This is a genomic window from Roseateles sp. P5_E1, from assembly GCF_054049335.1.
This window is the reverse complement of the sequence record NZ_JBFUMN010000267.1, coordinates 1-631: the sequence shown is the minus strand read 5'-3', so window position 1 is coordinate 631 and position 631 is coordinate 1. Positions and strand designations below refer to the sequence as shown.

The following is a 631-nucleotide window of genomic DNA, read 5'->3' as shown; positions in this document are numbered from 1 at the left end:
GGGTGGGATCCGATCCGCGCCTACTGGAACGATCCCAGTGCGCAGAACCGCGCTGCCCTGGCTGAGTTCCCCACGGCCGCTGCGATCAAATGGCAGTACCTGGAAGGCGTGCGCGACCCCAGCCTGGTGGCGCCGGATGGCTACACCCTTGAGGGGCTGCATGTATCCAGGCCCGGCAACGCGGATATCCAGCTGGACCTGCTGCTGGACTACGCCTCCAATGTGCGGCTTTACCCCGCGTTCCAGGCCTACTTCCGGACGCATCGGCCGCCGCTGCTTGCCGTGTGGGGGCGAAACGATCCGTACTTCCTGCCCGCCGGTGCAGAGGCGTGGAAGCGCGACATTCCCGATGCCGAAATCCACTTTTTCGATACCGGGCACTTCGCGCTGGAGACGCATGCGGACGAGATCATTCCGGTAATCCGGGAGTTTCTGGATCGGAGGGTTGGCACGCACCGAAGCGGAGCGCAGTCGGGTCCTTGAACAACAGGAAACGCGCCGGCAGGCAGAATCCCCAACAAACCCAAAACGTTCCGGCCGCTGCACGACGATCCAGATGATTGAGTCAATACGACCGTCCCGTCCAGAGTTGGAAAGGTGGCGTCGAACGCGTCTCGTTGGGTCGTATGCC

At 63.1% G+C, this 631-nt stretch carries 1 protein-coding gene; it reads left to right on the top strand.

The window, feature by feature from the left end; genetic code table 11:
- Window positions 1-483: alpha/beta fold hydrolase (locus tag ACXJKJ_RS30960; RefSeq protein ID WP_457395381.1), on the top strand; the 483-nt coding region annotated here is incomplete at its 5' end.
- Between the last annotated feature and the right edge of the window lie 148 nt (window positions 484-631).